We start from the raw sequence: 18044 nt of genomic DNA on the forward strand, positions 1-18044 counted from the left end.
ACGGCCGCCTGGATGTCTGGCTGGTCGCGACGGTATGGCTGTGCCGTTGCCCAGGCGTGTCTCTAATGTTTCCGCCGTGTTACGTCAGCGGTAGAGGGCGCGCGGTGTGGCAAAGTCCACCACTCGGCCGTCACCAGATCACCGAACGGACCATACACCCAGCGCCCCTGGTCGGCGGCGATATGCGGAGAGGTGTCCCGTAGGCTGGGCGACCGTGACGACGGAGCGGGCCGACCAGGAGCTTCCGACCCTGGCCAAGCGCTTCGGGGCGCTCGTGATCGACTGGCTGCTCTGCCTCCTGATCTCCAACTTCTTCGGCGACCCACTCCGCGACGGCTGGCCACCCGTAGTCGTCCTCATATTGGAGTACGGCTTCTTCGTCGGCCTCTTCGCCCAGACGCCGGGCATGGCCGTGCTCCGGCTCAAATGCGTCTCCTTCAAGGACGGCGGCCGCATCGGCATCCCCCGAGCGCTCCTGCGCGGCGTGCTGCTCGCGCTTGTCGTGCCCGCCCTGATCATGGACCCGCAGCGACGCGGCCTGCACGACAAGGCCGCCGGCTCCATCGTCGTCAACCCCTAGCCCGCGGGTTGATCAGGGACTTGGTGGGCGTGTCGGTCGGCGCGCCGCTGCACAAAGTCCCTGATCAACCGCAGTGGATCTAGAGGAGCTTGCCGAGGCGCATGAACACGGTCTCGCCGGTCGACTCGTCGACACCGTCGTTGTCGGTCACCGCGTACGTGCGACCGTCACCCCCGATGGTCAGGCCCTCGACCTTGTCCTGCGTCCAGCCGTTGCCGGCCTGAAGCAGCGGCAGCAGGTCGATCGCGAGGCGCTTCTTCACGACCGGAAGGCCGGTACCGAAGGCACCCGGGACATCGAAGGTGTAGACCTTCTTGACCTTCGCGGCCGGGCCGCGCTGGTTGTCCCGCTCGATGACCGCGAACGTGTTGTGGTCGACCACGACCAGCTCGGAAAGCCCCACCCACGCACCAGCGGGAGCGGCATCCAGCGGGTACGCGAGCCACGCCCACGTCTTGGAAGCCACCGAGTAGCGGCCGATCCGGACCAGGCCCTTCTGGTCGCCGGTCAGCTCGCGCTGGATCGCGACCCAGACCTGCTCCTTCGAGCCGCTGCCGGTGACCGCGACGCCCTCGATGCCGTTGCTGGTGATCGCGGCGGCCACGTCGGCCGGCAGCGGCACCTCCTCGGCGACGGCACCGTTGGAGTGAAGGCGCACCAGCAGGTTGGGGTTACCGGTGGGGCCGGTGCCCTCGACGCCGAGCCAGTAGCCGCCACCTGCGCGGGCGGCCACCCCCTCCGCGTCGTACCCGACGGGCTCGCCGTCCTTGGTGACGGTCAACGCGCTGGTGATCTTCGCCGGCTTGTCGCCGGTGTCGATGGTCAGCAGGCGGGTCGGCTCGTACACGCTGTCGGTGACCGACACGAGCCGGTCACGCTTGCCCGGCACCGGAGAGAGACCGGAGAGCGCGCCCCACCCGATGTCGTTCGTCGAGACGATCGACGGGAAGTCGGTCTTCGCGCCGAACTTGTAGAGCTGCACCGAGGAGCGGATGCCCTCGTCCGGCATGTCCTCCTCGCTGGAGACGACGACAAGCCCGCGGGACGGCGCGGTGACCACACCCTCCGGCCCGTTGACCGCCGGCATCAGCTGCACGAAGCGCGGCGCCCACGGCTTGCGCACGTCGTACACGGCGACGAAGTTGCCCCGCTCGGCGTTGACGAACAGGTACGGCGTGCCGCCGAACGTGCCCACCGCGACGTTCTCCGGCTCCACGCCCTTGGCGTCCGACCGGTTGTCCGGGTAGAGCCCGTGCGCGACGGCGAGCCGGTCGAGCGCGTTGCCGCTGTCGAAGACGGGGCGGCCGGTGCGCTTGTCGAAGATGCTGAAGCCGCGCGAGCCACCCTCGTAGTCGCCCTCGTTGGCGGTGGCGAAGAGGTTGTCGTCCAGCCACGCGACGCCGTCCGGCTCCCGCTTGGCGGTCACCGTACCGTCCAGCACGATGTTGTCGTCGTCCTTGGTGTCCACGTTGGACACCGTGACCGAGCCGGCGGAGAAGTGTTTGACCACCTTGCGGTCGCGCAGCCGCACGACGGCGAGGTGGTTGTTCTCCTGGAGGCTCACCACGGCTTCGTCGTCGCGGTTGATGCTCACGTACTCCGGCTCGGGGTCCTCCGGAGCGACCGCGGCCAGCCCGGTGAGGTCCACCTTGGACACTGACCAGGTACGAGTGTCCACAACAGACAGCCAGCCGGCGGGAAGCTGCGGGATGGCGCCGTCGTCGACGTCCTCGTCCCGCTCGTTCTCGATGGCGATGGCGATGTACTTGCCGCTCGGCGCGACCGCCACCGAGTCCGGCTGGCCGCCGAGGTCCAGGGTGCGGACCACCGCGCGGGTCTTCGCGTCCACCACGACGAGCTGGCCGGACGGGTTGGTGAAGCTCTCGCGGGTGTTGACCGCGGCGAGGACGTACTTGCCGAACGTGGCGACCGAGGTCGGCTCACCGGCCAGCTCCAGCACGCCCGACGGCTTCGGGCGGGAGGAGTCGGTGATGTCGATGAAGCCGAGACGCTCCCCCGGGCTGTCGGTGTAGATGACCGTACGGCCGTCGGAGCTGACCGCGGCGATCTCGGCAGCGGCATCGTCGGTGATGTCGCTGTTGAGGTACGCCGGGATGGTGGCGATGCGCCCGAACGGGCCAGGGCCACCGTGCGACGGATTGCCGTGCGCCGATGCTGGCATGCTGGGCAGCATCGATGCGACGAGCACTCCGGCCGCGAGCGGCCCCATGTGTTTGCGCTTCATCCACTGTGCGTACTCAGTGCGCCTGTCCGGCTGGGTAACAGCGGGGAAACGTCGGGGCAACGACCGTGCTGATCAGGGGATCAGCGACCGGACGATCTCCACGAACACGTTGATGTCCGACTCAGTGGTGCGCCAGTTGACGATCGCCGGGCGGAGGGCCACGCGGCCACCGTACACAGTGGTCCCCGCGAAGACCCGCCCGTCCGCGAGCAGTGCCGCGCCCACCTTGCGGTTGAGGTCGTCAAGTTCTTCTTCCGGTACGCCCGGCGGGCGCACCCGGAAGCAGACGATGCACAGCGGCACGTCCGCGAGGCGCTCCAGCTCGGGCGCCGCGTCGACAAGCGCGGCGAGGTGCTGGGCGAGGTCGAGGTGGCGCTCCACCATCGCCTGGTACCCCGAGCGCCCGTACGCGGCGAGCGTGGCCCAGATCGGCAGCGACCGCGCGCGGCGGGACGACTCGGGGCCGAGCAGCGCGTACCCACCGCGCGGATCGTCCGGCGCCGGTAGGTAGGCGGCACTCTGCATGCCGAAGGCGACCGCCAGGCGGGTCGGGTCGCGCAGGAAGGCGAAGCCGCTCTCGTACGGCACGTTGAGCCACTTGTGCCCGTCGCACGCGATCGAGTCGGCCCGCTCGATGCCGGCTACGAGCCCGGCGGTACGCGGCGACAGCGCGGCGAAGAGCCCGAACGCACCGTCCACGTGCAGCCAGGCGCCGTACCGCTCGGCGAGGTCAGCCAGGTCGGCCACGGGGTCGAAGTCGCCCGCGTTCACCTCGCCGGCGTTCGCGATGATCACAGCGGGCCCACCGAGCTCGGCCAGCCGCCGCTCCATCGCCGCCAGGTCGATCCGGCCGATCGGGTCCCGGGCGAAGACCTCGACACTCTCGCGGCCGTGGCCGAGCATCTGGAGGGCCTTGCGCGAGCTGGCGTGCACGTACCCGCTGGAGAGCACCGGCATGCGCGGCAGCCCGGCCAGCCCGTCGGCGGCGACGTCGGCGCCGTGCCGCTCGCCCCACCAGTGGGTGGCCGCGCCGAGGCTGGTGAAGTTGGCGAACGTGGCGCTGGCCACGAGCGCGCCGCCGTACCCCTCGGGCAGCCCGAACAGCTCACGCAGCCAGCCCAGCGCGATCGTCTCCACCTCCGTGGCGAGCGTGGAGGAGACGCGGAAGGCGGCGTTCTGGTCGAGGAGCGAGGCGGTCCAGTCGCCGGCGAGGGCGGCCGGGGTCGCGCCGCCGATCACGAAGTGGAAGAAGCGCGGGCCCGCCGAGTGCGTGGCGGCCCCCGTACCCACGCGGAGAAGCCGGCGCACGGCGGCGGCCGCGCCCTCGCCCTTGTCCGGGAGGTCGCCGGAGAGGTCGCGCAGCAGCGGCGCGGTGGCCGGGTCGCTGACCGGGCGGTCGGCGAGCGAGTCGAGGTACGGCCCAGCGGCCTCGTACACCTGGCCGAGCACGCCCTCGCCGCCACCATCCAGCAATGGATCGCTCTGTGCCTGCCACGCTCCGTCGCTCGGCGCTCGTCCGCCGTCGTGGTCGAGGCCCGTAGCCTCGCGACTCCCGCTCATGCACTCACGATGCGCCGCCGCTCCGCTTCCTCCGAGGACCAATCGGTAAGTGGTGGCCCGTCTGTCCGTTCCGGTGTCGGTAGGAAGAGGAGCAGGGCGAGGCTGACCCAGACGTACATGTTGCTGCCGAGAAAGCCGCTCACGCCGGACGACCCGTACTCCCACATCCAGACAAAGCGGCTGGTCAGTATCACGTACGCGAGCGCCGCGAAAGCGAGGAGACGCCGGTCGCGGGCCGCCAGCGCGCGGTCGACGAGCAGGATCAGCGCGGGGAGCAGCCACACGAGGTGGTGCACCCAGGTCACCGGGCTGATCAGGCACCCGACCACGCCGGTGAGCGCGAGCCCGGTGCGCACGTCGGCGTACCGCACCCGCCACACCCAGATGGCGAGCGTGGCGAGCACCAGCACCAGCCACGTGATCGTGCTCGGGTGCACCGGGTCGAGCCGGGCCATGACGCCTTGAAGCGACTGGTTGGAGACGTACGAGAGCGAGCCGACCCGGTCGGTGTTCCAGAGCATCTCGGTCCAGAACTGCCGGGACGCGTTCGGCGCCAGCGCCGCGGCCAGGAGCGTCGCGCCAGCGGCCGTCGCGCTCGCCGTGATCGCCGCGCGCCAGCGGCGGGTGACCAGCAGGTACAGGATGAAGATCCCGGGGTCAGCTTGACCGCGGTGGCCAGGCCGATACCCACGCCGGCCGCCTTGTGCCCGCGCCCGACGAGCCACAAAAGGTCTACCGCGACGAGGAAGAGCAGCAGCGTGTTGACCTGCCCGAAGCTGAACGTCTCGCGCATCGGCTCGAACGCGGCCACCAGGCAGGCGGCGATCACGAACGCGAACCAGCGGGTCCACCCCTCGCGCCGGGAGATCGGGTCGAGCAGCCACCACAGGATCAGTCCGGTGGTCACTACCACCGCGGCGGAGCTGATCACGATCGCGACCGGCCAGGAGAAGAGCGCCATCGGCAGCATCGCGAGCGCGGCGAAGGGCGGGTACGTGTAGCCGTACTTGCTGTTGGGCTTGAGAAAGTCGTAGATCTGGCCGCCGTCGTGCACCCAGTAGTTGATCGACCCGTAGTAGACCTTCAGGTCGAAGAAGCCGTGGCGGATCATCGTGAGGCTCAGGAAGCCGGCCGTCACCAGAACCATGGCGACAACAACGGCTATCCTCCTGTTCACCTTCTCCATGCTGCCGGTTACCCTCTGCCCGAGATGGAGGTGTCCGTGCACGAGGGTCGTACGGTGGTTGCCACCGCGGCCCTGGCGACCGCACTAGCCGCCGCCTTCCTCGCCTTACCCACTTTGGGCCCCGATCTATCCGCCCAGGTCGCCCGCGCGGACTTCTTCGCCGGTCACGGGCTCACCCCGATAGACCTCCGCTGGTACGGAGGGATTAACCAGTTCGGGTACAGCCTGGTTTCGCAGCCGGTGATGGCGCTGCTCGGCGTGCGGGTGACCGGCGCGCTAGCCCTGGTCGGTGCGGCGGTGGCCTTCGCCGCGCTGCTCGTGCGCGAGGGCGTGCCCCGGCCGCTGCTCGGCAGCCTGGTCGGGGCGGTGTGCATCGCCGGCAGCCTCGTCTCCGGGCGCGTGACGTACACGCTGGGCGTCGCGTTCGGGCTGGCGGCGCTCGTGGCACTGGTGTCCGGTTTCCGCTACCGGCTCGTCGCCGCGGCCGGCCTCGCCGTGCTGGCCACCGCCACGAGCCCGGTGGCCGGCATCTTCGTGGGGGTCGCCGGCCTCGCGCTGGTGACTGGCCGCCGGCGCCGGGACGGCACGGTGCTCGCGGTAGCCGCGGCGGTCCCGCTCGGCGTGACCGCGCTGCTCTTCGGCGTGGGCGGCTGGATGAACATCAGCCGGACCGATGCCCTCCACGCGATCGTCACGAGCCTGGTCGTGGCGTTGCTGGTCGGCTACCGCCCGGTCCGGGCCGGCGCGCTGCTCTCGGCCGCCGGGGTGCTGGTCGCCGCGCTCGTACACACCCCGGTCGGGCTGAACGCGACCCGGCTGGCGGCGATGTTCGCGCTCCCGGTGCTCGCCGGCTGCGCGCGGGTGCCCCGGATGCCGCGCGGGATCCGCTCCCCTCGGATCCACACGCGGGTACGCGTACGGCGCCGCATCCGCAGCCGCCTCGCCGCAGCCGGGCTGTTAGTGACGCTCGCCGCCGTGTACGTGTGGCAGCCGCCGGTCTCCTGGGCCGACCTGCGCGACGCCGGCAACCCGACCAGCGACCCGGCGTACTTCGCGCCGCTGCTCGCCGAGCTGCGCGCCCGGCGGCCGGCCGGGCGGGTGGAGGTCCCGCCGACCCGGGACTACTGGGAGGCCGCGTACCTGGACGGGTTTCCGCTGGCCAGGGGCTGGCTGCGGCAGGCCGACATCGAGCGCAACCCGCTCTTCTTCGAGACCGTGCCGGGCGCGTCCGGTACCGGGGTCGCGCTCACGCCGGAGGCGTACCGGGCCTGGCTGGCGCAGAACGCGGTCACGTACGTCGCGGTGCCGGACGCCGAGCTTTCGTGGGTGGGCCGGGCGGAGGCCGCGCTGGTGCCGCGGCTGCTGCCGCAGGTGTGGTCGGGCGGGCACTGGCGCCTCTACGCGGTGCCCGACCCCACGCCCCTCGTCGCCGCCCCGGCCACGCTTGTCGCGAACGACGCCGCCGCGCTGACCTTCGACGCGCCGGCCGCCGGGGACGTGCTGGTCCGGGTGCGGCACAGCCGCTGGCTCACCATCGACGGCGGTGCCGTCCTCGCCGGCGACGGCGGCTGGACGCTCGCCCGGGTACCCGGGCCCGGCCGCTACACCATCACGTCGTGAATCAGGGCTTGCGGGCGACGCCGACCAGGTTGTCCAGTGTGGGCGGTGGGCCGGACGGGCTCGGGTCCGGCCGCCACACGGTGACGTCGACGAGACCGGGCTCGACGAACTCAAGTCCGTCGAAGTAGCTCCTGATCTCCTGCGGACTGCGCATCGTGTACGGCGGGTTTGCCGTCTCGTTCCAGATCTCCATGACCTGGTTGAGCTCGGGATTCGTGTTGGCGCCGTCGAGAGCTACCAGATAGCTGCCCGAGGGCAGCACGTCCATGATGCGCCGCACCACGTCCCGGGCTTCCTCCACTGTGGGCAGGTGGGCCAGGATCCCGGAGAGGATCACCGCGACCGGCTTGCTGAAGTCGAGCGTCCGGCCCGCCTCGCGCAGGATCGTCTCGGTGTCGCGGATGTCGGCGTCGATGTAGTCGGTCGCACCCTCGGGGCCGCTGGTGAGCAGCGCGCGGGCGTGCACGAGGACGAGCGGGTCGTAGTCGACGTAGACGATGCGCGACTCTGGGGCGACCGACTGGGCCACCTCGTGCGTGTTGTTGGCGGTGGGGAGCCCGGTGCCGACATCCAGGAACTGCCGGACGCCCGCCTCGCCGGCCAGGTATCGCACCGCGCGGTTGAGCACGGCGCGGTCGGCGCGCGCGATGTCCAACATGATCGGGAACGCCTTGGTGATCTCGTCGCCGAGGGCCCGGTCGACGGCGTAGTTGTCCTTGCCGCCGAGCCAGTAGTTCCACACACGAGCGGTCTGTGGAACGCTGCTGTCAATCTTGGGCTTTTCTCCCTCGTCCTTACCGGAGAGGTCGATTTCCTCGGTCACGAGCGATGCCCTTCGGGTGTGCCGCGGATCGGTCCGGCGCGCTCGCCAAGGATATACATCCGATCACTCCGGCGCCTGGTCGAGGTCGTGGAGAATACGCTCCAAAATCCGCACGGTATCGCGCAGTGGCGCGGCCTCGACGAATAGCCGGTTTACCGCGTCGAAGTAGTAGTCGACGTCTTCGCGCTTGTCCAGGTAAAGCGCGCCAGACAACTGCTCGATGTAGACGACATCGGGCAGGCTCGCCTGCGGGAAGCGGAGAATCGTGAAGGGCGTGCCGGCCACGGCGTAGCCACCGGCTGCGAGCGGGACCACCTGCAAGCTCACATTCGGCGCCTTGTCCACAATGGAGATGAGCGCCTCGATCTGGTCGCGCATCACCCGCCGGCCGCCGACCGGGCGGCGCAGCGCGGCCTCGTCGACCACTGCCCACAGCCGGGGCGGATCCGGCCGGGTGAGCACCTGCTGCCGCTCCAGCCGCAGCTTGACCCGGCGCTCGACCTCGTCGCGCAGCCCGGGGCTGTGGCTGAGACTCATGACCGCCCGCGCATACTCTTCGGTCTGCAACAGGCCCGGCACGAACGCGACCTCGTAGGTCCGGATCAGCGCCGCGGTCGCCTCCAGGCCCAGGTAGCGCTGGAACCAGTTGGGTGTCACGTCGCTGTACGGATGCCACCAGCTGGGTGCGTTGGCCTCGCGGACGCGCGCCAGCAGCGCCTCGCGCTCGGCCTCGTCGCGCACGCCGTAAAGGGTGAGCAAATCCTTGACGTCGCGCTGCTTGAAGCCGACCCGGCCCAGCTCCATCCGGCTGAGCTTCGACTCCGAAGCCCGGATCGTCTCGCCGGCCTCGGCCCTGGTCAGGCCCCGCTCCTCGCGCAACTGGCGGAGCTGGGCACCGATGAGTATCCGGATGGCCGTCGGGCCATCGACGTGCCGGTCCTGCTCTGGTGATCCAGTCACCCGCACCTCCCGGGCTGTCCCGACGCATAGCATGCCACCGGGTTGGCGGCAAAGCTACCGACGACGCGAGTCAGCTGGCGAGGACGCGTTCGTACGCGGCGCGAGACCTCCTCGTCGTGCGCAGGTAGTAGTCGAGGAACTCGCCCGGGTCACCGCCGTCGAGCAGCCGCACCACGCCGGCCAGGTCGACGCCGTGCCGGGGAAGCTGGTCGGTCGGACGGCCACGGACAAGCGTCAGCGCGTTGCGCACCCGGGCGGCGAGCGTCCAGCCGGCCGCCATCGCCTCGGCGTCGGCGGCGGGCACCAGACCGGCGTCGCGGGCCGCGGCGAGCGCGTCGAGAGTATGGGTGCAGCGCAGCTCCGGTCTCGCCCACGCGTGTCGAAGCTGCACGAGCTGCACGGCCCACTCCACATCGGCCAGTCCGCCCCGGCCCAGCTTGGCGTGGGTCGCCGGGTCGGCGCCGCGGGGCAGCCGCTCGACCTCCACCCGTGCCTTGATCCGGCGGATCTCGGTGACCTGCTCGCGGGTGAGGCCACCATCGGGGTACCGCACGGTGTCGGCGAGCGCCTCGAACTCCCGCCCCAGCGCCTCGTCGCCGGCCACCCATCGGGCCCGGAGCAGCGCCTGGGCCTCCCACACCTTCGACCATCGGGCGTAGTACTGCGCGTACGCGGCCAGGCTGCGTACCAGCGGCCCTTGCCGCCCCTCCGGGCGCAGGTCGGCGTCGACGCCGAGCGGCGGATCGGGTGCCGGGCGCCCGAGCTGGCGACGCAGCTCCTCGGCGATCGCCTGCGCGGCGGCACTCGCGGCGCCCTCCGGTACGCCGGACGGCGGGTCGTACACGAAGAGCACGTCGGCGTCGGAGGGATAGCTCATCTCGTACCCGCCGAGCCGGCCCATGCCGATGATGGCGAAGCGCAGCCCCGACATCTCCGGCACGGTGGCACGCGCGGCCCGCAGCGCGGCGGCGAGCGTCGCGTCGGCCACATGGGACAGTGCACTCGCGACGGACGCGATGTCGACAGGCTGCGCGGGGGCGAGCGTGCCGGCGTGGGCGAGCACGTCGGCGCAGGCGACCCGGAAGAGCTCGCGGCGGCGCAGCGCGCGTACGGCGCTGATCGCCTCCTGGGGATCGCCGTGCCGCTCGGCGGCAGCGGTGAACCCCTCGCGGATCACCTCGCGCGGGCGGGGCACCAGCTCCGCGTCGTTGGCCAGCAGGCGCAGCGCCTCCGGGTCGCGGGCGAGCAGGTCCGCCGCGTACCGGGACAGCACCAGCACCCGGGCCAGGCGCAGCGCCACCGGGCCCTCGTCGCGCAGCAGCCGCAGGTACCAGGGGGTGCTGCCGAGCTTGTCGGAGACCTGGCGGTAGCTGAGCAGGCCGCGGTCCGGCTCCGGCGCGTCGGCGAACTCCTGTAGCAGCACCGGCAGCAGCGTGCGCTGGATCGCCGCCGTACGGGACACGCCACCGGTCAGCGACTCGATGTGACGCAGCGCGGTCGTCGGGTCGAAGCCCAGCACCCGCAGGCGCTTGGCGGCCGAATCGGGCACCATGCGCAGCCCTTCGGCCGGCACCCGGGCGACCGCCTCCAGCAGCGGGCGGTAGAGCAGCTTGACGTGCAGGCGGCGTACCTCGGCGGCGTGCGAGACCCACTCGGCGCGGAACGCCTCGACCGCCTCGCGCCCCGGCAAGGCCGCGGCTATCGGCGTTCCCTCCGTGCGCGCGACGCCACCGGCGCTGTACCCGAGCGCGTGCGCGAGCCAGCGGACGGCGGCCGGGTCGGTCGGGACCGTGTGCGTACGCCGCAACGCCTGCAACTGGAGGCGGTGCTCGACGGCACGCAGGAAGCAGTAGCCGCGCAGCAGCGCCTCGCCGTCGGCGCGGCCGACGTAGCCGCCCGACACGAGCGCGCGGAGCGCGGGCAGTGTGCCGGTCACGCGCAGCGTCTCGTCCACCCGACCGTGCACGAGCTGGAGCAGCTGCACCGCGAACTCGATGTCGCGCAGCCCGCCCGGCCCGCGCTTGATCTCGCGGGGCAGCTCGCGCGGCGGCACGCTGTCGATGATCTTCCGGCGCATGGCGCGCACGTCCTCGACCGCCTCGGGGCGCTCGGCGGCGTGCCACACCAGCGGGGCGAGCTGGTCGATCCACTCCTGGGCCAGCTCCGCGTCGCCGGCCGCCGGGCGGGCCTTGAGCAGCGCCTGGAACTCCCACGTGCGGGCCCACCGCCGGTAGTAGGACAGGTGGCTGGCGAGCGTACGCACCAGCGGGCCACGGCTCCCCTCCGGCCGAAGCGCGGCGTCGACCTGCCACGCCACCTGGCCGCAGATCGCGATCAGCTGGGCCGCGACCGTGGTACCGGCGGCCAGGTCGGCGTCGGCCGCCGCCACGAAGATGACGTCCACATCGGACACGTAGTTGAGCTCGTACCCGCCGCATTTGCCCATCGCCACGACCGCGAGCCGCGGCGGCTCGGTGCCGGCGGGCAGCTCGGCGACCGCGATCGCGTAGGCCGCCTCCAGCGTCGCGTCGGCCAGGCACGACAGCGCCGCCATACTCTGCTCCAGGCCGCGCCCGCCAGTCAGGTCGGCCGCCGCGATCCGCAGCAGGGCCAGCCGGTACGCGGTGCGCAGCGCGGGCACGGTCGGCGCGGCGAGGTGCAGCCCGCCGTCACCATTCGGCGCGACGCCGTCCTTGCCCGTGATCAGCGCGCTCCAGTGGCTGGGGTTGGCGACGAGGTGGTCGCCCAGCGCGGACGAGGCGCCGAGCACCGCGACGAGCCGGCGGCACAGGCCGGCATCCGCCGCCATCGTGACCAGCAGTGCCCCCTCCTGCCGGCGGTCGGCCTCGACAAGGCGGTGCAGCTGCCGCAGCGCGAGGTCCGGGTCGGCGGCGCGGGACAGCGCGGTGAGCAGCTCGCCGGCCGACTCGTCGGTGGGCTCCTGGGCGGCCGGGTCCCACAGCGCCAGCTCGCCGGGGCCCAGCATGTCGGCGGCGCGGGCGACGTCGGCGGTGAGCCCGAACCCGTACCGGGCCAGCCGCGCCTGCGCGCTCGTCGGCCTCGTCATCTACTGGCCCAGCAGCGGCAGCGGGCGGCGCATGTCGCTCAGCTCGCCGAGCGCCAGCGCCGCGAAGCGCGCGGCGAACGGCTGCCAGACCTCTTCGACGTCGACCATCACCGCGTCGCAGGCCGCGATCACCTCATACGCGTCGTACCCCTCGGGCAGCGACTCGGCCCAGTCGCCGATCATCGGGGTATCGCACTCGATGTGGAACTGGAGCGCCCAGGCCCGCTCCCCCATCCGGAACGCCTGGTGCGGGTACCGCGTCGAGGCGGCCAGCAGCACCGCGCCCGCGGGCAGCTCGGTGATCTCGTCGAAATGCCACTGGAGCACGTCGGGCGCCAGTGGTACGTACCGGAACAGCGTGTCGGTCTCCGCGGCGTCCCGGCGGCCGACCAGCGCCGGCCCGATCTCCGGGCCGGAGGCGCTGCGCTCGACCGTGCCACCGTGCGCGGTCGCCATCAGCTGCGCACCGAGGCAGATCGCCAGCGTGGGTACGCCATTGCGGGTCGCCTTGCGCAGCAGCGCCTCCACGCCGTCGAACCACTCCGGGCGCGGCGGGTACGCGGACTGCTCACCGCCCAGCACCACCAGCGCCACGAACCCCTCGAGGTCGGCCGGGAGTGGGTCGCCGGCGTAGGGCTTCACGACTGACAGGGCCAGCCCCGCCTCGGTCAGCCACTCCCCAGTCGCCGCGCGTCGTCGGTCGGGTCGTTTTCGATCACCAGCGCCGTGCTCACGTACCGAGGCTATCCCGGACTCTGCTGGCTGGCTCGCCCCGCTCGCTTCGGGCCCTGGGGCCGTAGGCTCGGTGTCGTGCAGGTTGTCCTTCCCACCGCCCTGCGTGCGGGCGACACCGTGATGCTCGTCTCGCCGAGCGGGCCCGCCAGGCCGGAGCGGGTGGCCCGCGGCATCGAGCTGCTGACCGGGTGGGGCCTGCGGCCGGTGCTGGGGTCGAATGCGCACGCGCGGCAGGGCTACTTCGCGGGCGCCGACGCGCTGCGTGCCGCCGACCTCAACACCGCCTTCGCCGACCCGGAGGTACGCGGGGTCCTGTGCACCCGCGGCGGGTACGGCGCGCAGCGGATAGTAGACGCGATCGACATGGACGCGGTACGGCGCGACCCGAAGGTGGTGGCCGGCTTTTCCGACATCACCGCGCTCCAGTTGGCGCTGTGGCGGTGCGCCCGACTGGCCACAGTGCACGGCCCGGGCGTGGCGTGGCTGGACAAGCGGACCCCGCCGGTTTCCGCGGAGTCGCTGCGCGCCGCGCTAATGGGCACCGATCCGGTCGTGGTCAAGCGGGTGGAGACCGAGGAGACCGCGCCGGTCGTGGTGCCAGGTACGGCCAACGGCCCGCTGATCGGCGGCAACCTCAGCCTCCTCGTGTCCACTGTGGGCACTCCGGACTTCCCTGATCTGCGCGGCGCGATCCTGCTCGTCGAGGACGTGTCCGAGGCACCGTACAAAGTGGACCGCATGCTCACCCACCTCCGCCGCGCCGGGGCGCTCGACGGGGTGGCGGGCGTGGCGGTCGGACAGTTCACCGACTGCGCCGACGGCTGGGACGTGCCGGTGGCCGAGGTGCTGGCCGAGCGCCTCGGCGGCCTGGGCGTGCCGGTGCTCGGCGGCCTGCCGATCGGCCACGGCACCGGCCAGCTCACCGTGCCGGTCGGCACCCCGGCCACCCTGGACGCGGACGCCGGCGTGCTGACCGTGTCGCCGGCTGTGTCGTCAGGTGTGACGTGACAGTCACTTTGTCCGTGGCCGGTCGGTTCGCCTCCGGAGCAGGCTGAGAGGTGAGTGGGAACCCCATGCCGGCGACGATCAGATCGGCAGTGGCGAGCCGGCACGGGGGTGTCGGCTCGCCCACGTTCTCGCTCCTGTGCGCGGGCTGGTGACGCAGCACGCCAAACCGCACTATCCACGCAAGCCGGACGCGGACTTTCAGTCGCGGGACAGGCCCCACAGGGTGAAAGCCCAGGTGACGCCTCCAGCCTCGGTCGGGTACCCCGTTCCAAGCGATTTTGGAGGTCTCATGAGTAGGCCAATTTCGAAGAAGGCCGCGCTCACCGGGCTGGCCGTGGCCGCCGTGCTGTCGGTGGGCATCGCGGCACCGGTCGCCGCGTACGCCGACGACCGCGGTGGCCGGCCGCCCGCCGGCTCCCACGGCCACGGCGACGGCCCGGGTCGACCCGGCGACGGCAAGGACCGCGCCGCGCACGACGCGGAGTTCGCGGCGGCGCTCGCCAAGGAGCTCGGCGTCCCGGAGGACAAGGTGGCGGACGCGCTGAGCAAGGTGCGCGAGCAGCTACGCCCCGAGGGCAAGCCGCACCCCGGCCGCGGCCCGCGCGATGGCCAGCCGTCATCCCCACCGGAAAGCCCGGCGCCAACCCCGACGAAGTAGCCGGGCCAGCTTCATAGGCCCGCCCGCGTTCCGCCACGGTAGCCGCGGCGGCTCGCGGGCGGAAGGCGGAAGGCGGAAGGCGGAAGGAGATCGTGGTACCTGGCTGTCGCTCTGGCAACAGCCAAGTACCACGATCTGCTTAACCGCAGGGCGTTCTACGCCCGGGGTTGTGAAGCGCGGAGGGTGAGGCCGCGGGAGCAGCGGTCCGGACCACCGCGGACGTCGCGGTAGCTCAAAATCTCTTTCTAAAGGGCACCCAGGTAGCGCTGGCGCTCGTAGGGGGTGACCTCGCGGCGATACTGCTCCCACTCCGCGCGCTTGTTACGCAGGAAGAAGTCGAAGACGTGCTCGCCGAGCACCTCGGCGACCAGCTCGGAGCCGGACATCACGTCGATCGCCTCGGAGAGGTTTTCCGGGAGCGCCTCGTAGCCCATGGCCTTACGCTCGGCGTTGGAGAGCGACCACACGTCGTCCTCGGCGCCTGGCGGGAGCTCGTAGCCCTCCTCGATGCCCTTGAGGCCGGCGCCGAGCATCACCGCGAACGCAAGGTACGGGTTGGCGGCCGAGTCGAGCGAGCGGACCTCGACGCGGGCCGAGTTGGGCTTGCCATAGGCCGGGACGCGCACCAGCGCCGAGCGGTTGAGGTGGCCCCAGCACACGTAGGCCGGGGACTCGGTGATCCGGTCGGGCAGCGCCTGCGGGAAGAGCCGCTTGTACGAGTTGACCCACTGGTTGGTGACCGCCGTGTACTCCCGGGCGTGCACCAGCAGGCCGGCGATGAACGCCTTGGCCACCTTGGAGAGCTTCATCGGGTCGCTCGCGTCGTGGAACGCGTTGCGCTCGCCCTCGAACAGCGACAGGTGGGTGTGCATGCCGCTACCCGGCTGGTCGGTGAACGGCTTCGGCATGAACGTGGCCCGCACGCCGTGCGACAGCGCGACCTCCTTGACCACGTGCCGGAACGTCATGATGTTGTCGGCTGTGGTGAGCGCGTCCGCGTACCGCAGGTCGATCTCCTGCTGGCCGGGAGCGACCTCGTGGTGGCTGAACTCGACCGAGATGCCGATCCGCTCCAGCGCGAGCACCGCCTGCCGGCGGAAGTCGCGGGCGATCGCGTGGGTGGTGTGGTCGAAGTAGCCGCCGGCGTCGACCGGGGTGGGCACCGAGCCGTCGGAGGGGCCGTTTTCCAGCAGGAAGAACTCGATCTCGGGGTGGGTGTAGAAGGTGAAGCCCTTTTCCGCCGCCCTGGAGAGCGCGCGGCGCAGCACGTGCCGCGGGTCGGCCCAGGAGCCGCTGCCGTCGGGGAGCAGGATGTCGCAGAACATCCGCGCGCTCTCGCCGCTCACCCCGCCCTCGAACGGGAAGACCTGGAACGTGGTCGGGTCGGGCATGGCGATCATGTCGGACTCGAAGACGCGGGCGAAGCCCTCGATCGCCGAGCCATCGAAGCCGATGCCCTCGTCGAACGCCGCCTCCAGCTCCGCGGGCGCCACCGAGACGCTCTTGAGCGTGCCCAGCACATCGGTGAACCACAACCGGACGAACCTGATGTCGCGCTCCTCCAGAGTGCGGAGCACGAACTCCTGCTGACGGTCCACTTCAACCCCTAGAAAGCACTCGCTGTGGTGACGCTCTAGCTGCGCAAAAGCTGGCGGATCAGTCTCCCGCCACGTCGTTACACCGACGTTACGTGAAGAGGACGCTGACCGCCGTACCGGGTCCTGGCGCAGCCTGCTTGGTTCGTGGCTGTTGTTACCAAACATGCGGAAGGGACAAAAGCGTAGACGAGCGCGGCCTCACAGCGCATGTACGGCCCGGAGCTGGGAGAATGGATCCATGCCGACCCTGCGTCTCGCCCTCGCCCAGGTCAACCCGACCGTCGGCGACCTGTCCGGCAACGCTGGCATCGTGCGCGAGTGGAGCCGGGCCGCGGCCGACTCGGGTGCCCAGCTCGTCGCGTTCCCGGAGATGATGCTGACCGGATACCCGGTGGAGGACCTGGTCTTCCGGGACTCGTTCGTGGCCGCGTCCGTCGCGGCGCTGGAGCGGCTCGCCGCCGACCTGGCCGCCGACGGCCTCGGTGAGCTGCCGGTCGTGGTCGGCTACCTGGACACGGACGGACCGGCCCGGATCAGCGCCGCGGCCGAGCCCAACCGCGGGCCGCGGGACGCGCTCGCGCTGCTGCACGGCGGCCGGGTCGCCGCCCGGTACTACAAGCACCACCTGCCCAACTACGGGGTGTTCGACGAGGACCGCTACTTCGTGCCCGGCGACTTCCTGACCGTCGTGCGGATGGCCGGGGTCGACGTCGCGCTCACCGTCTGCGAGGACATCTGGCAGGCCGGCGGGCCGTTCGCGATCGCCCGGGACGCGCGGGTCGGCCTGATCGTCAACATCAACGGCTCGCCGTACGAGCTGGAGAAGGACGACGTGCGCCTCCCGCTCGTGGCCCGCCGGGCGCAGGAGGCCGGTGCCGCCGTGGCGTACGTGAACATGGTCGGCGGCCAGGACGAGCTTGTCTTCGACGGCGACTCGATCGTGGTGGCCGCCGACGGCACGCTGCGGGCCCGGGGCCGCAGTTCGCCGAGCACCTGCTGATCCACGACATCGACCTGCCGGCGGCCGACCCGGACGCGCCGGAGGGTCCCCTCGGCGAGATGAGCGTGCGGCGCGTGGTCCTCGACGCGGTACCGCCGGCGCCCGCCACCACCGTCGAGGGGGGCGTCGCCGAGCGGGTCACCGACGAGGCCGAGGTGTGGCAGGCGCTGGTGCTCGGCCTGCGCGACTACGTCCGCAAGAACGGCTTCCGCTCGGTCGTGCTCGGCCTCTCCGGCGGCATCGACTCCTCGGTGGTGGCGGCGATCGCGGTCGACGCGCTCGGTCCGGATCGGGTGGTCGGCGTCTCGATGCCCAGCCAGCACTCGTCCGAGCACTCCCGCGACGACGCGGCCGACCTCGCCAAGCGCACCGGCCTCGACTACCGGATCGAGCCAATCCAGCCGATGGTCGACGCCTTCCTGGCCAACATGTCGCTGTCCGGGCTCGCCGTGGAAAACCTGCAGGCGCGGGTGCGCGGCGTGATCCTCATGGCACTGTCCAACCAGGAGGGTCACCTGGTACTCACGACGGGCAACAAGAGCGAGCTGGCAGTCGGATACTCCACTTTGTACGGTGACTCGGTGGGCGGCTTCAACCCGCTCAAGGACGTACCGAAGACGATGGTGTGGACGCTGGCCCGGTGGCGCGATGCGGAAGCCGAGCGGCGCGGCACCGAGCCACCCATCCCGGAAAACGCGATCAGCAAGGCGCCGAGCGCCGAGCTGCGCCCGGGCCAGCTCGACACCGACTCGCTGCCCGACTACAGCGAGCTGGACGTAATCCTGATGGGGTACATCGACGGCGACAAGGGCCGCGACGACCTGATCGCCGAGGGCCACGACCCGGCCGTGATCGACAAGGTGCTGCGTATGGTCGACATCTCCGAGTACAAGCGCCGCCAGTCCGCGCCGGGCACGAAGATCTCAATCAAGGCGTTCGGCCGCGACCGCCGCCTGCCCATCACGAACAGGTGGCGCGAGCCCTCCGACCGGTAGCATGGTATG

At 71.5% G+C, this 18044-nt stretch carries 10 protein-coding genes and 3 pseudogenes; 5 read left to right on the top strand and 8 right to left on the bottom strand.

The window, feature by feature from the left end; all coding sequences use genetic code 11:
• Positions 1-214 precede the first annotated feature (214 nt).
• Positions 215-580 carry an RDD family protein gene (locus tag Pflav_RS25395; RefSeq protein ID WP_232071897.1) on the top strand — a complete coding sequence of 122 codons (366 nt, stop codon included), beginning with the start codon at positions 215-217 and terminating at the stop codon, positions 578-580.
• A 79-nt stretch (positions 581-659) separates the two neighbouring features.
• Here the strand turns inward: Pflav_RS25395 and Pflav_RS25400 are convergent, their stop codons facing one another.
• The 3 genes and pseudogenes from Pflav_RS25400 to Pflav_RS25410 all read right to left on the bottom strand — a co-directional run bounded on the left by Pflav_RS25400 (position 660) and on the right by Pflav_RS25410 (position 5571).
• Entirely contained in the window at positions 660-2825 is a 2166-nt protein-coding gene (locus Pflav_RS25400) for an esterase-like activity of phytase family protein (protein ID WP_173038794.1), read from the bottom strand.
• 72 nt (positions 2826-2897) lie between these two features.
• Positions 2898-4385, bottom strand: a complete 1488-nt coding sequence (locus Pflav_RS25405) for a pyridoxal phosphate-dependent decarboxylase family protein (RefSeq protein WP_173038795.1) — start codon at positions 4383-4385, stop codon at positions 2898-2900.
• Positions 4382-5571, bottom strand: a pseudogene (locus Pflav_RS25410) (glycosyltransferase family 87 protein). Before Pflav_RS25410 ends, Pflav_RS25405 begins: the two are co-directional and overlap by 4 nt.
• A 36-nt stretch (positions 5572-5607) precedes the next feature.
• On the opposite strand from Pflav_RS25410, the gene Pflav_RS25415 reads away from it, so the two are divergent.
• Positions 5608-7191: a hypothetical protein gene (locus Pflav_RS25415; RefSeq protein WP_232071898.1), complete on the top strand. Its 1584-nt coding sequence runs from the start codon at positions 5608-5610 to the stop codon at positions 7189-7191.
• Position 7192: 1 nt separating this feature from the next.
• On the opposite strand, the gene Pflav_RS25420 is transcribed toward Pflav_RS25415, so the two are convergent.
• From Pflav_RS25420 to Pflav_RS25435, 4 genes and pseudogenes are all read right to left on the bottom strand, one after another.
• Positions 7193-8014 carry an SAM-dependent methyltransferase gene (locus tag Pflav_RS25420; RefSeq protein WP_232071899.1) on the bottom strand — a complete coding sequence of 274 codons (822 nt, stop codon included), beginning with the start codon at positions 8012-8014 and terminating at the stop codon, positions 7193-7195.
• Between the two features lie 63 nt (positions 8015-8077).
• A complete protein-coding gene (locus Pflav_RS25425; protein ID WP_232071900.1) occupies positions 8078-8974 on the bottom strand; it encodes a helix-turn-helix domain-containing protein in 897 nt (298 codons plus the stop codon).
• 70 nt (positions 8975-9044) lie between these two features.
• Complete coding sequence (locus tag Pflav_RS25430; protein WP_173038801.1) at positions 9045-12041, bottom strand: bifunctional [glutamine synthetase] adenylyltransferase/[glutamine synthetase]-adenylyl-L-tyrosine phosphorylase; 2997 nt, start codon at positions 12039-12041, stop codon at positions 9045-9047.
• Positions 12042-12798: pseudogene (locus tag Pflav_RS25435) on the bottom strand (type 1 glutamine amidotransferase); the annotation flags it as partial.
• Positions 12799-12896: 98 nt separating this feature from the next.
• Here Pflav_RS25435 and Pflav_RS25440 point away from each other — a divergent pair.
• Positions 12897-13784 carry a S66 peptidase family protein gene (locus tag Pflav_RS25440; protein ID WP_173042630.1) on the top strand — a complete coding sequence of 296 codons (888 nt, stop codon included), beginning with the start codon at positions 12897-12899 and terminating at the stop codon, positions 13782-13784.
• Positions 13785-14073: 289 nt separating this feature from the next.
• Positions 14074-14442, top strand: a complete 369-nt coding sequence (locus tag Pflav_RS25445) for a hypothetical protein (protein ID WP_173038803.1) — start codon at positions 14074-14076, stop codon at positions 14440-14442.
• Positions 14443-14687: 245 nt separating this feature from the next.
• On the opposite strand, the gene glnA is transcribed toward Pflav_RS25445, so the two are convergent.
• On the bottom strand, positions 14688-16040 hold the full coding sequence (glnA, locus tag Pflav_RS25450) for a type I glutamate--ammonia ligase (RefSeq protein ID WP_173038805.1): 1353 nt from the start codon (positions 16038-16040) through the stop codon (positions 14688-14690).
• 238 nt (positions 16041-16278) lie between these two features.
• On the opposite strand from glnA, the pseudogene Pflav_RS25455 reads away from it, so the two are divergent.
• A pseudogene (locus tag Pflav_RS25455) lies at positions 16279-18035 on the top strand (NAD+ synthase).
• Positions 18036-18044: the final 9 nt, after the last annotated feature.

It is taken from the genome of Phytohabitans flavus, from assembly GCF_011764545.1.
GTDB classification, from domain to species: domain Bacteria; phylum Actinomycetota; class Actinomycetes; order Mycobacteriales; family Micromonosporaceae; genus Phytohabitans; species Phytohabitans flavus.